The organism is Streptomyces sp. NPDC057682 (assembly GCF_042799575.1).
Classification (GTDB): Bacteria; Actinomycetota; Actinomycetes; order Streptomycetales; family Streptomycetaceae; genus Streptomyces.
Genome location: NZ_JBHVIN010000004.1, coordinates 64,197 through 82,100 on the forward strand (window position 1 = coordinate 64,197; position 17,904 = coordinate 82,100).

Consider the following 17,904-nt stretch of genomic DNA (forward strand, 5'->3'; position numbering starts at 1 on the left):
GGCTCGCAGGGGCTCGGGTCAACAGGCCGGCGCGTCCTATTCCTTCTTCGGGCCGGGCACTGGGCCGGCGGGCGCCTTGCGCGCCGCCGGCACGGCCTGGCTGGTGCCGGTCTCCTCCGGGAAGTGGCAGGCCGTCAGATGGCCCTCCCGGTTGCCCTCGACCCGGACCAGCGGCGGCATCTCGGTCGCGCACTTGTCCTGGGCCTTCCAGCAGCGCGTGCGGAAGCGGCAGCCCGAGGGCGGGTTGACGGGGGAGGGGACGTCGCCGGTGAGCCGGATGCGCTCACGCGCGGGCACGTCGTCGGCGGTGGCCTCCGGAACGGCCGACAGGAGCGCCCGGGTGTAGGGGTGCCGGGGGCTGCCGTACAGGTCCTCGCGGTCGGCGATCTCCACGATCCGGCCGAGGTACATCACGGCGACGCGCTGCGAGAAGTGCCGGACGATCGCGAGGTCGTGGGCGATGAAGACGAAGGCGATGCCCAGATCCTGCTGGAGCTGCTGGAGCAGGTTGACGACCTGGGCCTGGATGGACACGTCGAGCGCGGAGACCGGCTCGTCGGCCACGATCAGCTTCGGCTCCAGGGCCAGGGCGCGGGCCACCCCGATGCGCTGGCGCTGACCGCCGGAGAACTCGTGCGGGAAGCGGTTGTAGTGCTCGGGGTTGAGACCGACGGTCTCCAGGAGCTCGCGCACCCGCTTCTCGAAGCCGCCGGCCGGCTTGATGCCGTTGATCTCCATCGGGGCGGAGATGATCTTCCCGACGGTCTGCCGCGGGTTCAGCGACGCGTACGGGTCCTGGAAGATCATCTGGATCTCGGACCGGATCGGTGCCAGCTGCCGGCGGCCGGCGTGGGTGATGTCCTGGCCCTGGTAGCTGATGGTCCCGCCGGTGGGCTCCAGTAGCCGGGTGATCAGCCGGCCCGTCGTGGACTTGCCGCAGCCGGACTCGCCGACCAGCCCCAGGCTCTCGCCGGCGGCGACCTGGAGGTCCAGACCGTCCACGGCCTTGACCGCGCCGACCTGCCGCTTGAAGGGGAATCCGCCCATCACCGGGAAGTGCTTGGTCAGGCCTCTGACGTCGAGGAGGGGGCTCGTGCTGCTCATGATCGTGAAATCCCGTCTCGTGTACGTCAGTGCGACTGGCTCGTCGCGTAGGCGGCGAAGAAGTCGCGGCGTTGGTCGGCTGTGAGGTGGCAGGCGGCGGTGTGGCCGCCGACGCCGGTCGGCAGCGGCAGCTCTCCCGAGCAGAGCCCCGGATCCGTCCGCTCGGTGAAGCCGCACCGCGGGTGGAAGCTGCACCCGGACGGCGGGTTGAGGAGCGAGGGAGGCGCTCCGGGGATCGGGGACAGCGGGACGTCGACCGGTCCGTCCAGCGACGGCATGGACCCCAGCAGACCCCAGGTGTACGGGTGCTGGGGCGCGCCCAGCACCTCCTTCTTGGTGCCGCGCTCCACACACCGGCCGCCGTACATCACCAGCACGTCGTCGGCGATGTCGGCGATGACCCCGAGGTCGTGGGTGATGAAGATGATGGCCGTGCCGAACTCCTGCTGGAGGTCCTTGAGCAGGTCCATGATCTGCGCCTGCACGGTGACGTCGAGCGCCGTGGTGGGCTCGTCCGCGATCAGCAGCTCGGGGTCGCAGACCAGCGCCATGGCGATCATCGCGCGCTGGCGCATACCGCCGGAGAACTGGTGCGGGTAGTCGTTCGCGCGCATGTCGGGCTGCGGGATGCCGACCCGCCGCAGCATCTCGACGGCCCGCTCGTGGGCCTCCTTGCGGGAGGCGCCCGTGTGCTTGCGGTACGTCTCGCCGATCTGCCGGCCGATCGTGTGGTACGGCGAGAGCGAGGCCAGCGCGTCCTGGAAGATCATCGACATCGTGTTGCCGCGCAGCCGTTCCAGCTGGCGTTCGGTCGACGTCAGCAGGTCCTGGCCGTCGAGCAGGATCTCGCCGTCGATGGAGGTGCGGGCGGGGTCGTGCAGGCCCAGGATCGTCAGGTTGGTGACGGACTTGCCGGAGCCCGACTCGCCCACGATGCCGAGGGTTTTGCCCTTGGCCAGGTCGAAGGAGAGACCGTCGACGGCCTTGACGGTGCCGTCCTCGGTGGAGAAGTGGACCTTCAGGTCCTTGACGGACAGGAAGGGCTGCTGGTCGGTGCTCGTCACGGGGACGCTCCTGAGGGGGTGATGCCGGAGTAGCTGTCGAGGGCGGGGCGCCCGGGGTCAGGCGAGCCGGATCCGCGGGTCGATGAAGGCGTAGACGGCGTCGATGACGATGTTCATCAGAACGATCGCGCCGGCCGCCAGGACGGTGACGCCGAGGAGCATCGGCAGGTCGCTCTTGATGGTGGAGTCCACCGCGAGGCGGCCGATGCCCTGCATGCTGAAGGTGGTCTCGGTGATGATCGCGCCGCCGATCAGCACGCCCAGGTCGATGCCGAAGACGGTGACGATCGGTCCCATGGCGCCGCGCCAGGCGAAGCGGAAGAACACGTTCGCGCGCGAGAGGCCCTTGGCGCGGGCCGTGCGCACATAGTCCTCGCTCAGCTCCTCCACCAGCTGGGAGCGGGTCATACGGGTGTAGTTGGCGGTGAAGATGATCGCCAGGACGAACCAGGGCAGCAGGAGCCCGGAGAACCAGGCGGCCGGGTCCTCGGTGAGCGGGGTGTACGACGGCTGCGCGAAGATGCCCAGCTTCGTGACCAGGAAGAACATCGCGATGTAGCCGACGAAGTAGATCTGGAGGGAGGAACCGAGCAGGGAGGCGGAGCTGGCGAACTTGTCGAGGAACTTGCCCTGCTTGACGGCGGCCAGCATGCCGGCCCCGATGCCGAAGATCAGGAAGACCACGGCCGCGCCCAGGGCGAGCGACAGGGTCGTCGGGAGGCGGTCCATGATCGTGCCGAGCACGGGCTCGCGGTTGGCGAAGGAGTAGCCGAGGCACGGCGCGGGGCAGTGGCCGTAGCTGGCGTAGTCGCGCCCCGCGAAGACCCCCACCAGCCAGTGCCAGTACTGCACCGGGACCGGTGAGTCGATGCCCAGGTTGCGCCGGATCTGCGCGAGGGCGTCCGGCGTGCAGTTCTTGCCGCACGACATCATCGCCGGGTCACGCGGGACGGCGTAGAAGAGGGCGAAGGTGATGGCACTGACGATCAGCAGGATGACCAGTGCACCGAGGATGCGGCGGACGAGGAAGCGGGTCATGGGGCGTGACTTTCCGGACGGGGCGCCGTCGCCGGGGCGTGAAGGGAAAAGGGCCGGGAGGGGAGGCCGGAGAGCGGCTGCCCCGGGGCCCCGCCGCCGAAGCCGCCCCCGCGCCATGGGCGGGGGCGGCGGAGTCCGACGGCGGGACCCGGGTGTACGGCCTACTTCATGGCGTACAGCTTGCAGAGCGCGACGCAGGTGTTGGCGCTGTCGTAGACGACGTTGCCGACCTTGGAGCCGTACATCCAGTTACGGAGCGGGTGGTAGTCCGGGACGGTCGCGGCCAGCTCCATGATCTGCCGGTCGATGGCGCCCCAGGCCTTGTTGGCGGCGTCGACGTCCGCGATCGCGGAGGCGGCGTCGATGGCCTTGTCGACGCTCGGGTCCTTCAGCTGCGCGTAGTTGCTGCGGCCGTCGCCGACGTTCTTGCCGCTCCAGCAGGGGTAGAAGACGGAGTAGCCGTTCGGCCAGTCCGGGCTCCAGCCCGCGGCGAACATGTCGAAGTCGTTGTCGATCTTGCCGATCTGGGTGTAGAAGGTCGACTTGTCGATCTGCTTGTTGACGACCGTGAAGCCGGCCTTCTCCAGCGCGTTCTTGACCGCGACCGCCTGCTTCAGGGCGTTGTCCGAGGTCTGCCAGGCGATGACCAGCTTCTGGCCCTCCTTGCCGGCTTCCTTGAGCAGGGCCTTGGCCTTCTCGGGGTCGCCGCCGGGCTTCTTGGTCGCGCCGTACAGGTCGAACTTCTCGTAGCCCGGGGTCACCGGCGAGAGGATGGTGGTGGCGATCTCGGTGCTGGAGGCACCGCCGCGGATGGTCTGGAGCTGCTGGTGCGGCCAGGCCCAGTTGATCGCCTGGCGGACCTTGACGTCCGTGATGCGGGTGGTGTTGATCGGCCAGTAGTACGTCGCGGTGTCGACCGCGTTGAGCACGCGCTTCTTGTACTGCGGGTTGGTGAGGACCTGGGCGATGCGCTCGGCGGCGACCTCGTTGAAGATCGCCATGGCGTACTGGTCCTTGCCCGAGTCCGCGATGAAGCGGTCCGTGGCGGCCAGCGGCTGGAAGCCGAACTGGAACACGTACTTGTCCGGGTAGTTGTTCCGGATCGAGTCGGTGGCCGGGTCCCAGTGCTCGTTGCGCACGTAGGTCAGCGACTTGCCGATGCTCCGGCTCTCGATCCGGTACGGGCCGCTGCAGAACGGCTGCTTGTCGTACTTCTCCTTGGTGTCGTGCTTCTTGTTCACCAGGGCGTACCCACGCATGGCCAGCGTGTAGTTGAAGTCCGCGCGCGGCTCGTTCAGACGGAAGGTGATGGTCTTGCCCTCGACTTCGAGGGAGTCCAGCTTCTTGCCGTCGTACGGGCCCTTGTACTTGTCGCCGCCGACCATGAACTGCTGGACGTAGCGGGGGCCCTCGGTGACGAAGGAGGCGAAGAGGCGCTCGAAGGTGTGGCGGAGGTCCTCGCCGGAGATCTCCGAGCCGTCCTCCCACTTGACGCCGTCCTTCAGGGTGAAGGTCCAGGTCTTGCCGCCGTCCTTCATGGTGCCGGCGTCGGTGGCGAGGTCGCCGACCAGGACCGCGCCGCCCTTGTTGTCGATCTTGTAGCCGGTCAGACCGCGCAGGATCGGGACGGTGATGGCGGCCTCGGTGGAGACGTAGATCTGCGCCGGGTCCATGTGGTCCATGTCGAACTGGTCGAGCGAGTAGAGCGTCCCGCCCTTGACCGCTCCCGGCACCTCGGCGGCCGGACCGGTCGAGTCGGCCTTGGTGCCGACCGGTATCGCCTGGGTCTTGGCGTCGCTGACCTTCGGGGGCGCGCTCTTCTTGCCGTTGCTTCCGCTGCCGCCGCCGCTGTCGCACGCCGTCAGGACGGACGACGAGGCCGCCACCACGCCGGTGGCGATCAGGAAGTTTCTACGGGAGAAAGACATGGGTGATCCTGCCTCACAGGGACGGTCGGAACGGATGGCCCGGCCGGGACGGACATGGTGCGGCCGGGTGGAACGAGGTGGTTACCGCTTGGACTTGGGGTCGAGCGCGTCGCGCACCGAGTCGCCGAGCAGATTGAAGGCGAGGACGAAGACCACCATCGACAGGCCCGGGAAGAGCATGAAGGTCAGGTCCTCGGTGTAGAACTGCGCCCCGCGCTGGATCATGACGCCCCAGTCCGGGGTCGGGTCGATGATGCCGACGCCGAGGAAGGCCAGTCCCGCCTCCGCCGTGACGAACGCGGGCAGCATCAGGGTGGACTGGATGATGATCGGGGTCCACAGATTGGGCAGCAGTTCCTTGAAGACGATGCGCCGGGGCGAGGCCCCCGTGACCTTGGCCGCCTCGACGAACTCCCGCTCGCGCAGGCCGAGTACCTGACCGCGCAGCAGCCGGGCGATGGAGGCCCAGCCGAAGGCGGAGAGGACCAGGATCAGCGAGACGGCCCGCAGGGCGGTGGGGATGTTCTCGTCGGGGGCGACGAACAGCCCGTAGACGACCGGCATGAAGGCGATGAAGAACAGCGTGGACGGGAACGACAACAGGATGTCGATGATCCGCCCGACGAAGTAGTCGGTCCGGCCGCCCAGATACCCCGCCGTGACCCCGACGATCACGCCGACGAGGGTGGTCAGCAGGGTGGCGGCGAGCGCGATGCTCAGCGAGGTGCGGATGCCGTACAGGAGGAACGTGAAGACGTCGCGGCCCAGTTGGGGTTCGATGCCGAACCAGAACTCGGAGCTCATCCCGCCGTTGGGCCCGGAGGGGTAGGCGAACGCGTCCAGGAGCTCGGGTCGGTCGCTCGCGTAGGTGGTGTACGGGTCCTTGCCGTACAGCTTCGCGATCAGGGGCGCCGCCAGCGCGACCACGAAGAAGAACGCGACGATCCAGGCGGACACCACGCCGGTCCTGTCACGCTTGAAACGGATCCAGGCGAGACGGCCGGGACTCCTGGATGTGGATCCCTTGCCGGCGCCTTCGGTAAGCCGGGACTCCCCGCCCGTTTCGGTGGGTGTCAGTTCCACCGACAGGCTGGGCGTCGGGGATGGCGTGGTCATCGTGCTCCTGTCCCCGTACGAACATTTCCTCCAGGTGGGAGGAGTGTGAAGAAGAGGTTGAGTTGGACCCAATCAATCGAGTTGACAGCGGTCAATCGGCTAGGCAAGTCCATACCCGGTCTTTAAGTTCTTGACCCGAACTTGTCAAAACTTGATCGTCCATCATCTGGACAGCGCTGCTGCGGACCCGGCGCATCCACCCAATCCGGACCACGGTGTCCGATCCCTGGTGTATCCGTTTCGTTATCCGGGTTCAGGTGTGTGTGCGCCGGAGCGGGGCACGGGCGCGCGTTTCCCTGAAAAGGCGTCCGGTCACCCGTCCGGCGCAACGACACATTCGGCCGTAGTACAGATGCATTGATTCCGCTATGAGGTGATATTTGACTCTACGTGAGACCGAGCACTAAGAGGAGGCACTCCATGCGCGGAGCCACACAGGTCAAGTGGGCCGCATGCGCGGTGGCCGTAGCCCTGGCGGCGACGGCCTGCGGCGGAGGGGACAGCGGCAGTGGCGGTGGTGGCGCCGACGGGATCGTGAGCTCCTCGTGGGGTGACCCCCAGAACCCGCTGGAGCCGGCCAACACCAACGAGGTGCAGGGCGGCAAGGTCCTCGACATGATCTTCCGGGGCCTCAAGAAGTACGACCCGAAGACCGGCGAGGCGACGAACATGCTCGCCGACAAGATCGAGACCAAGGACAACCAGAACTTCACGATCACCGTCAAGGACGGCTGGACCTTCAGCAACGGCGAGAAGATCACCGCCAAGTCCTTCGTCGACGCGTGGAACTACGGCGCCCTGCTGAAGAACAATCAGAAGAACGCCTACTTCTTCGGCTACATCGACGGCTACACCAAGGTCCACCCCGACAGCGGCTCGGCCAGTGCCACCACGATGTCCGGACTGAAGGTCGTCAACGACATGACCTTCACGGTCAAGCTGTCGCAGAAGTTCTCCCTCTGGCCCGACACCCTCGGCTACCCCGCCTTCGCGCCGCTGCCCAAGGCCTTCTTCACGGACCACGCCGCCTGGGTGTCCAAGCCGGTCGGGAACGGCCCGTACACCATCGACAAGTACACCAAGGGCTCCTCGATGAGCCTGCGCAAGTGGGACGACTACCCCGGCGACGACAAGGCGCAGAACGGCGGCATCGACCTCAAGGTCTACACCGACAACAACACCGCCTACACCGACCTGACGGCCGGCAACCTCGACCTCGTCGACGACGTGCCCGCCTCCCAGCTCAAGAACGTCAAGTCGGACCTCGGCGACCGCTACATCAACACCCCGGCCGGCATCATCCAGACGCTCGCCTTCCCGTTCTACGACCCGCAGTGGAACACCCCGGGCGCCGTGAAGGTCCGCCAGGGCCTGTCGATGGCCATCAACCGCCCGCAGATCACGGACCAGATCTTCCAGCAGACCCGCACCCCCGCCTCCGACTGGACCTCCCCGGTGCTCGGCGACGACGGCGGCTTCAAGAAGGGGCTGTGCGGCAAGGAGTGCACGTACAACGCCGCCGAGGCCAAGAAGATGATCCAGGACGGCGGCGGCATCCCCGGCGGCCAGCTCAAGATCTCGTACAACGCGGACACCGGCTCCCACAAGGAGTGGGTCGACGCCGTCTGCAACAGCATCAACAAGGTCATGGGCAACAACAAGGCCTGCGTCGGCGCCCCCGTCGGCACCTTCGCCGACTTCCGCAGCCAGGTCTCCCAGCAGAAGCTGCACGGCGCCTGGCGCGCGGGCTGGCAGATGGACTACCCGCTCATCCAGAACTTCCTCCAGCCCGTCTACTACACCAACGCCTCGTCCAACGACGGCAAGTGGAGCAACAAGCAGTTCGACGACCTCGTCAACAAGGCCAACGCCGAGTCCGACAAGGCGAAGGCCGTCTCCACCTTCCAGGACGCCGAGAAGGTCATGGTCGAGCAGATGCCCGTCATCCCGCTCTGGTACCAGAACGGCAGCGCGGGCTACTCGGACCGGGTCACCAACGTCTCGCTGAACCAGTTCAGCGTCCCGGTGTACGAGCAGATCAAGGTCAAGTAGCGGACCGGGCCGGGTGCCGGTGCCTGCGCGCACCGGTCACCCGGCCCTGCCGTCCCCCGTACCGGACCCCCCGAGCCCCCGACCCCGCGACCCCCGGAGCCCTTCATGGGACGTTATGTGATCCGGCGGCTGCTGCAGATGATCCCGGTCTTCTTCGGCACCACGCTGCTGATCTTCCTCATGGTGAACGTGATGGGTGACCCCATCGCGGGTCTCTGCGGCGACCGCCAGTGCGACCCGGCGACCGCCGCCCAACTCCGTTCGGAATTCGGCCTCGACAAGCCCGTGTGGCAGCAATACCTGACCTACATGGGGAACGTCTTCACCGGCGACTTCGGGACCGCGTTCAACGGTCAGAAGGTCACCGAACTGATGTCGACGGCCTTCCCCATCACCATCCGCCTCACCCTCGTGGCCATCGTCTTCGAGATCGTCATCGGCATCAGCCTCGGCGTCGTCACCGGCCTGCGCCGCGGCCGGCCCGTCGACACCACCGTGCTGATCCTCACCCTGATCGTCATCTCGATCCCGACCTTCGTCACCGGTCTGCTCCTCCAGCTCCTGCTGGGCGTGCAGTGGGGCGTCATCAAACCGTCCGTGTCCCCCGAGGCCCCGCTCAACGAACTGCTCATCCCCGGGCTCGTCGTCGCCTCCGTCTCCCTGGCCTACGTCACCCGGCTCACCCGCACCTCGATCGCCGAGAACGCCCGCGCCGACTACGTCCGCACCGCCGTCGCCAAGGGCCTGCCCCGGCGCCGCGTCATCGTCCGGCATCTGCTGCGCAACTCGCTGATCCCCGTCGTCACCTTCATCGGCACGGACGTCGGCGCCCTCATGGGCGGCGCGATCGTCACGGAGCGGATCTTCAACATCCACGGCGTCGGCTACCAGCTCTACCAGGGCATCCTGCGCCAGAACTCGCAGACGGTCGTCGGCTTCGTGACCGTCCTGGTCCTGGTCTTCCTCGCCGCGAACCTGATCGTCGACCTCCTGTACGCCGTACTCGACCCGAGGATCCGCTATGCCTGACCAGACACCGGACGAGGCGATCTCACCGGCCGGAGCGGGTGCGACGATGGACCTCGCCCTCGACGAGGGCGACACCCTGGAGAAGAACCCCGGCGGGCCCGAGGGCACCGGCCCCGAGACCAAACCGCAGAGCCTGTGGTCCGACGCCTGGCGCGATCTGCGCCGCAACCCCGTCTTCATCATCTCCGCGCTGATCATCCTGTTCCTGGTGATCATCTCGATCTGGCCGCAGCTCATCGCCTCCGGCGACCCGCTCGACTGCGACCTCGGCAAGGCCCAGCAGGGCTCCCAGCCCGGCCACCCCTTCGGCTTCGACGGCCAGGGCTGCGACGTCTACACCCGCGTCGTCTACGGCGCCCGCAACTCCGTGACCGTCGGCGTGTGCTCCACCATCGGGGTCTCCCTGATCGGCAGCGTCCTCGGCGGACTGGCCGGCTTCTTCGGCGGCGCGTGGGACGCGATCCTCTCCCGGCTCACCGACATCTTCTTCGGCATCCCGGTCGTCCTCGGCGGTCTGGTCTTCCTCTCCGTGGTCACCAGCTCCACCGTCTGGCCGGTCATCGGCTTCATCGTGCTGCTCGGCTGGCCGCAGATCGCCCGTATCGCCCGCGGCTCCGTGATCACCGCCAAGCACAACGACTACGTCCAGGCGGCCCGCGCGCTCGGCGCCTCCAACGGGCGGATGATGCTGCGCCACATCGCCCCGAACGCCGTCGCCCCGGTCATCGTCGTGGCGACCATCGCGCTGGGCACGTACATCTCCCTGGAGGCGACCCTGTCCTTCCTCGGCGTCGGTCTGAAGCCGCCGGCCGTCTCCTGGGGCATCGACATCTCGGCCGCGTCCCAGTACATCCGCAACGCCCCGCACATGCTCCTCTGGCCGGCCGGCGCGCTGGCGGTCACCGTGCTCGCGTTCATCATGCTCGGCGACGCGGTGCGCGACGCCCTCGACCCCAAGCTGCGCTGAGGAGTCCGCTGCCATGCTGCTCGAAGTACGCGATCTGCACGTGGAGTTCCACACCCGCGACGGGGTCGCCAAGGCCGTCAACGGAGTCAACTACTCGGTGTCCGAGGGGGAGACGCTCGCCGTGCTCGGCGAGTCCGGGTCCGGGAAGTCGGTCACCGCACAGGCGATCATGGGCATCCTCGACATGCCGCCCGGAAAGATCAGCGGCGGCGAGATCCTCTTCAAGGACCGCGACCTGCTCACGCTCAAGGCCGAGGAACGCCGGAGGATCCGCGGCCAGGAGATGGCCATGATCTTCCAGGACGCGCTCTCCTCCCTCAACCCCGTGCTGACCGTGGGCGAGCAGCTCGGCGAGATGTTCGTCGTGCACCGCGGGCTCTCCCGCAAGGACGCGAAGGCCAAGGCCGTCGAACTCATGGACCGGGTGCGGATCCCGGCCGCCAAGGAACGGGTCGGCAACTACCCGCACCAGTTCTCCGGCGGAATGCGCCAGCGCATCATGATCGCCATGGCGCTGGCCCTGGAGCCCTCGCTGATCATCGCGGACGAACCCACCACCGCCCTCGACGTCACCGTGCAGGCCCAGGTGATGGACCTCCTCGCCGAGCTCCAGCGCGAGCTGAACATGGGCCTGATCCTCATCACCCACGACCTCGGCGTGGTCGCCGACGTCGCCGACAAGATCGCCGTCATGTACGCGGGCCGGATCGTCGAGACCTCCCCCGTCCACGAGATCTACAAGGCTCCCGCTCACCCCTACACCAAGGGCCTGCTCCGCTCGATCCCGCGCCTGGACCAGAAGGGCCAGGAGCTGTACGCGATCAAGGGCCTGCCGCCCAACCTGCTGCACATCCCGCCGGGCTGCGCCTTCAACCCGCGCTGCCCGATGGCCCAGGACGTCTGCCGCACCGACGTGCCCCCGCTGTTCGACGTGGCCGAGCACCGTCAGAGCGCCTGCTACTTCTGGAAGGAGACGCTCGATGCACGCTGACCACTCGGGGCGCAGGGAAGCCCGCGAGGAGGGCGAGACGGCCCGCGACCTGCTCGCCAAGTCGCGGCAGGAGAGCGCGTACGCGGGCGGCGAGCCGATCCTGGAGGTGCGCGACCTCGCCAAGCACTACCCGCTCACCCAGGGCATCCTCTTCAAGAAGCAGATCGGCGCGGTGAAGGCGGTCGACGGGGTCTCCTTCGACCTCGCCGCCGGGGAGACCCTGGGCATCGTGGGGGAGTCCGGCTGCGGCAAGTCGACCGTGGCCCGGATGCTCGTCCATCTGGAACAGCCGACGGCCGGCGCCATCCGCTACAAGGGCGAGGACGTCACCAAGCTCTCGGGCCGCGCGCTCAAGGCCGTGCGCCGCAACATCCAGATGGTGTTCCAGGACCCGTACACCTCGCTGAACCCGCGCATGACCGTCGGCGACATCATCGGGGAGCCCTACGAGATCCACCCCGAGGTGGCCCCCAAGGGCGAGCGCCGCCGCAAGGTCCAGGACCTGCTGGACGTGGTCGGGCTCAACCCGGAGTACATCAACCGCTATCCCCACCAGTTCTCCGGCGGCCAGCGCCAGCGCATCGGCATCGCCCGCGGCCTCGCGCTCAACCCCGAGATCATCGTGGCGGACGAACCGGTCTCCGCGCTCGACGTATCCGTCCAGGCCCAGGTCGTCAACCTGCTGGACCGGCTCCAGGCCGAGTTCCACCTGAGCTACGTCTTCATCGCGCACGACCTCTCCATCGTCCGCCACATCTCGGACCGGGTCGGAGTGATGTACCTCGGCCGGTTCGCCGAGATCGGTACGGACGCGGAGATCTACGACCACCCCACGCACCCGTACACCCAGGCGCTGCTGTCCGCCGTCCCCGTACCGGACCCGATGGCGCGCGAGCACCGCGAGCGGATCATCCTCCACGGCGACGTGCCCTCGCCCGCGAAGCCGCCGTCCGGCTGCCGCTTCCGCACCCGGTGCTGGAAGGCCCAGGAGCGGTGCGAACTGGAGGTGCCGCTCCTCGCGGTCCCCGCGGTCTTCCGGCTCACCGACACCCCGGCCAAGCACGACTCCGCCTGCCACTTCGCCGAGGAGAAGCGGGTCGTGCCCCCCGAGGGCACCCTGGAGACGGTCGGCGAGGAACTGGTCGACCACCCGGAGCAACTGGCGGAGACCACACGGGAGGCCGCCCCCGCCACGACCGGGGAGCCGGTCGCGGAACAGGAGCCGGCGCCCGGGGAACCGGCCCCGGCCGAGGAACCGGCGGCCGGGAAGGCCCCGGAGGACGCGGCCCCCGCCGAGGAGACGCCTGCCGGCGAGGCCCCCGCCGAGGAGACGCCGCCGGCCGAGGGGACCGGGGGCGAGGACGACGGGCCGCCGCCCTCCGGCAGCAGCCGGGTGATCTGAGCCGCGGGGCCGTTAACGCGGGGGCAACCCGCCCGACGCACGTCCGATATACGGACCCGTCAGCATGGAGAGCGTACGGCCGTGCGGGTGCCGTGGACCGGCCGGCGGGACGTGGGTCCCGTCGGCCGGTTGCCCGAACGGGCCGTACCGGCCGCCCTCTTGTCGCCGGGGCCGGTGCCGTGGAGTATCGCTGGGGTGATACTCACCCGTGGTGCAAGAGTGACCGGTGCCGCTCTCTGCGCGGTGCTCGCCGTGATCGTCGCGTGCTGGCTCGTACGGGACGTCAGGGCCGTGGAAATCGACCATCTGTGGCGCTACTGGGCCGGGTGGCGCGATTCCGGCCGCACCGGCGTCCCCACCACCTCGGCGTCCGACGTGGTCCTGCTCGTGGTGTACGCGGCCACCGCGGTCGCCGCGCTCAGCTCGGCCGTGGCCGGCAGCGCGCTCGTCGCCGCCGGGGTCGTCACCCTCGCCGTGCGCCTGCCGGGCGTCTGGACCATCGGCAGTACGCAGATGGAGCAGGCCTACTCCGACGAACTCCGCTCCCGGGCCCTGATCTGCGCCTTCGTGGCCCTCGCCGCCGGAATCGGACTGTTCGTCACCGCCGGGGCCGGACGGCGGCCGACGTTCGACACCACCGAGGAACTGCCCGGCAAGCCCGGACCGGGCGCCGCCGTCACCACGTTCCTGCTGCTCGGCGCCGCGGGGGCGGTCCTGCTCGCCTGGGAGATCCGGCACGTGGTCGTGCGGCCTGACCTCTTCCCCGACTGGTACGTGGGCGGAGAAGGCTTCGGGCAGGCGCTCACCGATCCACCGCCCGGCTGGGCGGCCGTCGCCCCCGCCCTCCTCGCGCTGTACATCGCGGGCAGCGCGCTGGCCCCCGCCGTGCACACCCGGCCCTTCGGCCTGATGACCGCGGCGCTGCTGCTGGTCTCGGGCGGACTGCAGCTGATCTGGGCGGTGCACGAGGACGTCTTCGACCACTTCGGCTCGCTGGGCACCGAGAACCAGCTGATGGTCGCGAGCTGGGGTTTCGAGACCTTCGTCGCGCTGGTGGTCCTGCTCGTCCTGAGCCCCAGGGGCCTGCCCGAGGTCAACAGCCCCTACGACCCCGGGACGGGCTACGGGACCCCCGGCTACGACGCCCCGGGCTACGGCTACCCGCCCGCCGGACCCTCCTCCTACGCGCGCGACCCCGGCGCCCGGCCGCACACACCGGGCTACGGCTATCCGCAGGGCGGCGGGGGATTCGGACCGCCCCCGCCGCCCTCGCAGCCGCCGCCCGGCTGGTGAGGCTCAGAGCCCCAGGGAACGCTTCAGGAAGTCCACCTGGAGCAGCAGCAGGTTCTCCGACACCTTCTCCTGCGGGGTCATGTGCGTGACCCCGCTCAGCGGCACCACCTCGTGCGGCCGGCCCGCCGCGAGCAGCGCCGAGGAGAGCCGCAGGGTGTGGGCGACGACCACGTTGTCGTCCGCCAGACCATGGATGATCATCATCGGGCGGGCCGGCCCGGCGGCGTGGGACAGCCCCTCGTCGGTGACCAGCGAATTGTCCGCGTACACCTCCGGCCGCTCCGCCGGATCGCCCAGATAGCGTTCCGAGTAGTGGGTGTCGTAGAGCCGCTGGTCCGTCACCGGGGCGCCCACGATCGCCGCGTGGAAGACCTCGGGGCGCCGCAGCGCGGCCATCCCGGCCAGGAAGCCGCCGTACGACCAGCCCCGGATGGCCACCCGGTCCAGATCCAGCGGGAACCGCTCCGCGAGGGCGTGCAGCGCCTCGACCTGGTCGTCGAGGGTGAGCGCCAGATCGTGCTTGACCGCCTTCTCCCAGGCGGGGGAGCGGCCCGGGGTGCCCCGGCCGTCCGCGACCACCACGGCGAAGCCCTGGTCCGCGAACCACTGCGAGGTCAGATGCGGATTGTGGGCGGCGAGGACCCGGCGGCCGTGCGGTCCGCCGTACGGATCCATCAGCACGGGAAGCGGCCCGTCCGCATCCCGGTACCTGGTGGGGAGCAGCACGGCGCACGGAATCCGGTGTGCGCCCCCCTCGGTGAGGACCGGCCGGGCGGACAGCACCGGTCGCTCCGCGTGGTCGGCCACGGTCGCGACCGGCTTGCCGTCGCGCAGCACCCGGGCCGTCGATCCGGGAGCGTCGACCGAGGTGGAGACGAGCACCGTGACCCCGCCGGACCGGACGGCCGTGTGCACGCCGACGCCCTCGGAGACCCGCTCGATCCCCAGCTCGTTGACCCGGTACACATGGGTCTCGCCGGTCTCCGGCGCGCTCGCCCGCTCACCCGCCGAGGCCGTCACCAGGATGTCCGAGGCGCCGATGTCCAGCACCGAGCGGATCTGCAACTGGGCACCGGTCAGCGGCCGGTCGCCGACCGCGAGGACCCGCGCGCCGCCCTCGTCCGCGATCCGCACCAGCCGTCCGTCGGGCGTCCAGCCCGGCACCCCGGGGAACAGTTCCAGCCAGTCCGGGTCCTCGTCCGCGTGCACCGTCCGGGTCGCCCCGCTCTCCGGGTCCACCGCGAGATAGAGCTGGCTCTGCTGGTCACGGGCCTGGACCAGCAGGAGCGGCGCCCCGTCCGACGACCAGTGCACCCGGGCCAGATAGGGGAACCGGCCACGGTCCCAGATCACTTCGGTGCGCTCCCCGGCCAGCCCCAGGACGAAGAGCCGTACCTCGGCGTTGGGGGTGCCGGCCGCCGGATAGGCGACCTCCGCCGGCGGGCGCTCCGGGTTGGCCGGATCGGAGATCCACCAGCGCCGCACCGCGCTGTCGTCGACCCGGGCCACCAGCAGCCGGTCCGACTCCGGTGACCACCAGAAGCCCCGCGTACGGGCCATCTCCTCCGCCGCGACGAACTCCGCCAGACCGTAGGAGACATGGCCGTCCTCCGGCTCGGCCAGCGCCCGGTCGTCCTCTCCGTCGGAGCCCACGACCCGCAGCGCGCCCTTGGACACGTATGCGACGTGTCGTCCGTCCGGGGAGGGGCGCGGATCGATCACCGGACCCGGCACGGGCAGGGCGCGCGCCGTACCGGACCGCAGCCGGGCGACGTACACCTTCCCCGAGAGCGCGAAGGCCGCCAACTCGGCGGCCCCGTCCAGCGCGTAGCCGACGATGCCCGACGCGCCCTCGCGGCTCCGCTCGCGGCGGGCCCGCTCCTGCGCCGACAGGCGCTCCGCCGAACCGCCCAGCAGCACCTCCGGATCGGCCACGACCCGCTCCCGCGGGCCCGAGGGGTCGCTCAGGTCCAGCACCCAGAGCCTGCCGCTCCGGTCGGTCCCCGACCCCGTCCTGACGAAGACCACGCGCTCCCCGTCGGGCGACACCGTGAACGCGCGCGGTGCACCGAGGGTGAATCGCATGGTCCGGGCGGACTGCGACGGGAAGGTGATCTCTGGCGTAGTCATATGCCGAACCTATCGGCCGGAGCACGGGTCCGTGCCCCCCTCGTGCTGCCGTGCGCCGACCAATGCCTTCGCACTCATAGTTATGATCCGTAGCGCTCGGTGGGTATGAACCTGCTGGCTCCACGCGTGCTGCCCGTTCCGACCGTACAGATGGAGGTGACCGCCGTGGCGCTCTCGATTTCGGCGGTGGTGCTGCTGGCGATCGTCGTCGTCCTGCTGATCCGGAAAGCCGGACTGAAGGGCGGGCACGCGGTCGTCTGCATGCTCCTCGGTTTCTATCTCGCCAGTTCGTCCATGGCCCCCACCATCTCCGAGCTGACCACCAACGTGGCCGGAATGATCGGGGGCATCAAGTTCTGACGCCCGCGGCCGCCCGGCGCCGTCCGGCGCCGCCGTCCGCCACCGGGGCCACCGGCTCGTAGGGTGGTCCCCATGACGGATCTTCCCGCCCGGCGTCTGCTCCTGGTGCACGCGCACCCCGACGACGAGTCGATCAACAACGGCGCCACCATGGCCAGGTACGCGGCCGAAGGCGCCCGGGTCACGCTGGTGACCTGCACCCTCGGCGAGGAGGGCGAGGTCATTCCGCCCGGACTCGCCCATCTCACGGCAGACCGGGACGATTCCCTCGGCCCCTACCGCAGCGGTGAACTCGCCGCCGCCATGAAGGAGCTGGGGGTCACCGACCACCGCTTCCTCGGTGGCGCCGGCCGCTACCGCGACTCCGGCATGATGGACACCCCGCCGAACCACCGGCCGGGCGCCTTCTGGTCCGCCTCCCTCGACGAGGCCGCCGGGCACCTCGTGGACGTCATCCGCGAGGTCCGCCCCCAGGTCCTCGTGACCTACGACCCCGACGGCGGCTACGGACACCCCGACCACATCCAGGCGCACCGGGTCGCCACCCGCGCCGCCGAACTGGCCGCCGACCCCGCCCACCGCCCCGGCTCCGGTGCCCCGCACACCATCGCCAAGATCTACTGGAACCGGGTGCCCCGCACGGTCGCCGAGGAGGGCTTCGCCCGGCTGCGGGCCGCCGACCCCGCCCCGTTCCCGGGTGTCGCCGCCGTCGGCGACGTCCCCGGTGTGGTGGACGACGCCCTGATCACCACCGAGATCGACGCGGGCGCGTACGGCGGGGCCAAGGCCGCCGCGATGCGCGCGCACGCCACCCAGATCACGGTGGACGGCCCCTGGTTCGCGCTCTCCAACGATCTGGGCCAGCCGCTGTTCACCACCGAGTACTACGAGTTGGCCGGCGGCACCCCGGGATCCCCCGACGGCGCCCGCGAGACCGACCTCTTCGCGGGAGTGACGGAGGCGGGCCGGTGAGCACCGACCGCTCGCGGGCCGCGGCCCGGACCAATGCCCCGCCCCGGGACGTTCCGGCCACCGGACTGGCCGCACCCCTCAACCCCCGCCGGATCGCCGTCCTGCTCGTCCTCGCGGTGATCGGCGCGTGCGCCGGCATCGCCGGGACGCTGGTCCAAGCCGCCTGGTTCCCGGGCGGATTGCTGCTGGCCCTGCTCGCGGCCGGCGGCCTCTTCTACGGCGGACGCGTGCTGACGGGCACCCAGCCCGGCGCCGTCGCCCCTGCGGCGGGCTGGTTGATTTCGGTCATCTTTCTGCTGGGCGGCCGCCCGGAGGGCGACTACGTCTTCGGCAACGAGCTGGGTCTGATCCTCTTCATGCTCGGGGGAATGGCCATCGCTGTGATCTGCGCCACCATGGCGCGGGTGCCCCGGCCGGGGGCGGACAGCGGCCCATCCGGCAAGTGACGTGCCACGTCC

15 protein-coding genes are annotated in these 17,904 nt (G+C 69.6%); 9 read left to right on the forward strand and 6 right to left on the reverse strand.

Features of this window, described 5'->3' with window-relative positions:
* Positions 1-36 precede the first annotated feature (36 nt).
* From ACFVDM_RS07820 to ACFVDM_RS07840, 5 genes are all read right to left on the reverse strand, one after another.
* The gene (locus tag ACFVDM_RS07820; protein WP_383634574.1) at positions 37-1,104 is read right to left on the reverse strand and encodes an ABC transporter ATP-binding protein; all 1,068 of its coding nucleotides are present in this window, start codon (positions 1,102-1,104) and stop codon (positions 37-39) included.
* Between the two features lie 26 nt (positions 1,105-1,130).
* Positions 1,131-2,168, reverse strand: a complete 1,038-nt coding sequence (locus ACFVDM_RS07825) for an ABC transporter ATP-binding protein (protein ID WP_383634576.1) — start codon at positions 2,166-2,168, stop codon at positions 1,131-1,133.
* A 57-nt stretch (positions 2,169-2,225) separates the two neighbouring features.
* Entirely contained in the window at positions 2,226-3,206 is a 981-nt protein-coding gene (locus tag ACFVDM_RS07830) for an ABC transporter permease (protein ID WP_383634578.1), read from the reverse strand.
* Between the two features lie 161 nt (positions 3,207-3,367).
* Positions 3,368-5,134: an ABC transporter substrate-binding protein gene (locus ACFVDM_RS07835; protein WP_383634580.1), complete on the reverse strand. Its 1,767-nt coding sequence runs from the start codon at positions 5,132-5,134 to the stop codon at positions 3,368-3,370.
* 81 nt (positions 5,135-5,215) lie between these two features.
* Positions 5,216-6,250 (reverse strand): ABC transporter permease, encoded by a 1,035-nt coding sequence (locus ACFVDM_RS07840; protein WP_383634582.1) that lies wholly within the window; start codon positions 6,248-6,250, stop codon positions 5,216-5,218.
* A 420-nt stretch (positions 6,251-6,670) separates the two neighbouring features.
* Here ACFVDM_RS07840 and ACFVDM_RS07845 point away from each other — a divergent pair, with 420 nt between their 5' ends.
* The 6 genes from ACFVDM_RS07845 (at position 6,671) to ACFVDM_RS07870 (ending at position 13,984) form a co-directional block, all read left to right on the forward strand.
* A complete protein-coding gene (locus ACFVDM_RS07845) occupies positions 6,671-8,302 on the forward strand; it encodes an ABC transporter substrate-binding protein (RefSeq protein WP_383634584.1) in 1,632 nt (543 codons plus the stop codon).
* Between the two features lie 105 nt (positions 8,303-8,407).
* Complete coding sequence (locus tag ACFVDM_RS07850) at positions 8,408-9,331, forward strand: ABC transporter permease (RefSeq protein ID WP_383634586.1); 924 nt, start codon at positions 8,408-8,410, stop codon at positions 9,329-9,331.
* The gene (locus ACFVDM_RS07855) at positions 9,324-10,298 is read left to right on the forward strand and encodes an ABC transporter permease (protein WP_383634588.1); all 975 of its coding nucleotides are present in this window, start codon (positions 9,324-9,326) and stop codon (positions 10,296-10,298) included. The genes ACFVDM_RS07850 and ACFVDM_RS07855 overlap by 8 nt, the downstream gene beginning before the upstream one ends.
* Positions 10,299-10,311: 13 nt before the next feature.
* Complete coding sequence (locus ACFVDM_RS07860) at positions 10,312-11,289, forward strand: ABC transporter ATP-binding protein (RefSeq protein ID WP_383634590.1); 978 nt, start codon at positions 10,312-10,314, stop codon at positions 11,287-11,289.
* Positions 11,279-12,691 (forward strand): ABC transporter ATP-binding protein, encoded by a 1,413-nt coding sequence (locus tag ACFVDM_RS07865; RefSeq protein WP_383634592.1) that lies wholly within the window; start codon positions 11,279-11,281, stop codon positions 12,689-12,691. The genes ACFVDM_RS07860 and ACFVDM_RS07865 overlap by 11 nt, the downstream gene beginning before the upstream one ends.
* A 219-nt stretch (positions 12,692-12,910) precedes the next feature.
* A complete protein-coding gene (locus ACFVDM_RS07870) occupies positions 12,911-13,984 on the forward strand; it encodes a hypothetical protein (protein WP_383634594.1) in 1,074 nt (357 codons plus the stop codon).
* Between the two features lie 3 nt (positions 13,985-13,987).
* On the opposite strand, the gene ACFVDM_RS07875 is transcribed toward ACFVDM_RS07870, so the two are convergent.
* Positions 13,988-16,069: an alpha/beta fold hydrolase gene (locus tag ACFVDM_RS07875; protein ID WP_383635403.1), complete on the reverse strand. Its 2,082-nt coding sequence runs from the start codon at positions 16,067-16,069 to the stop codon at positions 13,988-13,990.
* A gap of 210 nt (positions 16,070-16,279) precedes the next feature.
* Here ACFVDM_RS07875 and ACFVDM_RS07880 point away from each other — a divergent pair, with 210 nt between their 5' ends.
* The 3 genes from ACFVDM_RS07880 to ACFVDM_RS07890 all read left to right on the forward strand — a co-directional run bounded on the left by ACFVDM_RS07880 (position 16,280) and on the right by ACFVDM_RS07890 (position 17,892).
* Positions 16,280-16,474, forward strand: a complete 195-nt coding sequence (locus ACFVDM_RS07880) for a hypothetical protein (RefSeq protein WP_383635406.1) — start codon at positions 16,280-16,282, stop codon at positions 16,472-16,474.
* Positions 16,475-16,546: 72 nt separating this feature from the next.
* Complete coding sequence (gene mshB / locus ACFVDM_RS07885; RefSeq protein ID WP_383634596.1) at positions 16,547-17,446, forward strand: N-acetyl-1-D-myo-inositol-2-amino-2-deoxy-alpha-D-glucopyranoside deacetylase; 900 nt, start codon at positions 16,547-16,549, stop codon at positions 17,444-17,446.
* Positions 17,443-17,892: a DUF6113 family protein gene (locus ACFVDM_RS07890; RefSeq protein ID WP_383634598.1), complete on the forward strand. Its 450-nt coding sequence runs from the start codon at positions 17,443-17,445 to the stop codon at positions 17,890-17,892. Before mshB ends, ACFVDM_RS07890 begins: the two co-directional genes overlap by 4 nt.
* The last annotated feature ends 12 nt before the right edge of the window (positions 17,893-17,904 follow it).

Coding starts and splice junctions, on each gene's coding strand:
- ACFVDM_RS07820 (WP_383634574.1), bottom strand. CDS start 1,104: ATGAGCAGCACGAGCCCCCTCCTCGACGTCAGAGGCCTGACCAAGCAC.
- ACFVDM_RS07830 (WP_383634578.1), bottom strand. CDS start 3,206: ATGACCCGCTTCCTCGTCCGCCGCATCCTCGGTGCACTGGTCATCCTG.
- ACFVDM_RS07835 (WP_383634580.1), bottom strand. CDS start 5,134: ATGTCTTTCTCCCGTAGAAACTTCCTGATCGCCACCGGCGTGGTGGCG.
- ACFVDM_RS07840 (WP_383634582.1), bottom strand. CDS start 6,250: ATGACCACGCCATCCCCGACGCCCAGCCTGTCGGTGGAACTGACACCC.
- ACFVDM_RS07845 (WP_383634584.1), top strand. CDS start 6,671: ATGCGCGGAGCCACACAGGTCAAGTGGGCCGCATGCGCGGTGGCCGTA.
- ACFVDM_RS07850 (WP_383634586.1), top strand. CDS start 8,408: ATGGGACGTTATGTGATCCGGCGGCTGCTGCAGATGATCCCGGTCTTC.
- ACFVDM_RS07855 (WP_383634588.1), top strand. CDS start 9,324: ATGCCTGACCAGACACCGGACGAGGCGATCTCACCGGCCGGAGCGGGT.
- ACFVDM_RS07860 (WP_383634590.1), top strand. CDS start 10,312: ATGCTGCTCGAAGTACGCGATCTGCACGTGGAGTTCCACACCCGCGAC.
- ACFVDM_RS07865 (WP_383634592.1), top strand. CDS start 11,279: ATGCACGCTGACCACTCGGGGCGCAGGGAAGCCCGCGAGGAGGGCGAG.
- ACFVDM_RS07875 (WP_383635403.1), bottom strand. CDS start 16,069: ATGCGATTCACCCTCGGTGCACCGCGCGCGTTCACGGTGTCGCCCGAC.
- mshB (WP_383634596.1), top strand. CDS start 16,547: ATGACGGATCTTCCCGCCCGGCGTCTGCTCCTGGTGCACGCGCACCCC.